Here is a 608-nt window from a genome sequence, read left to right on the forward strand (position 1 = left end):
GGTCTCAGCCCTTGCGGTAGGAGCCCTCGGGGCGCAGTCGCCCTTCACGCAGCAGGGTGAGCTGCTGGTCGAGGACCTGGTCGAGCTCCTCGATGGAACGACGTTCCCGGAGCATGTCCCAGTGGGTGCGCACCGGCTTCGCAGCCTTGGCGTCCTCCTCCTCCGGAACGTCGCCGACGATCTCGGCGATCTCCCCGGTCTTGGACTCCCAGGTGGCGGGGGGCACGGCACCAGCAGCCATGGTCACCTCGAAGACCTCTCCGCTGGGGGTCTGGTACTTGACCGTGAAGCGGTCGGCGAAGACGACACCCTCCTCGGACTCCATCGACTTGGCGCCGATCTGCATGCCACGAAGCGCGCGGTCTGCCATGGGTTCCTCCTCAGATTCGGTGACACTGTCACAAACGCACAGATTCTAGCCGATATTCCCCTCAACTTCGCCCGGATGCTCCCGCCCACAGGCCCCAGGGGCGCGTCCTGGGGGTTCGATCACCTCCTGAGTGAGGGGGACCGTCCTCCTCTGCGGACCAGGCCTGGGGAGCGTGCTCCGCAGCGCTGCACACAGCTCGGTCCACCCGATCCAGGTCCACTTGAACACGGGCAGCTCG

The 608-nt window shown here is 66.4% G+C and carries 1 protein-coding gene; it reads right to left on the reverse strand.

Features of this window, described 5'->3' with window-relative positions; all coding sequences use genetic code 11:
- Positions 1-4: 4 nt before the first annotated feature.
- Positions 5-370 (reverse strand): RNA polymerase-binding protein RbpA, encoded by a 366-nt coding sequence (locus FK530_RS24875; protein ID WP_146489476.1) that lies wholly within the window; start codon positions 368-370, stop codon positions 5-7.
- Positions 371-608 lie beyond the last annotated feature (238 nt).

The organism is Tsukamurella conjunctivitidis, assembly GCF_007858475.1.
In the GTDB taxonomy this organism is placed as follows: Bacteria; Actinomycetota; Actinomycetes; order Mycobacteriales; family Mycobacteriaceae; genus Tsukamurella; species Tsukamurella conjunctivitidis.

Coding starts and splice junctions, on each gene's coding strand:
- FK530_RS24875 (WP_146489476.1), bottom strand. CDS start 370: ATGGCAGACCGCGCGCTTCGTGGCATGCAGATCGGCGCCAAGTCGATG.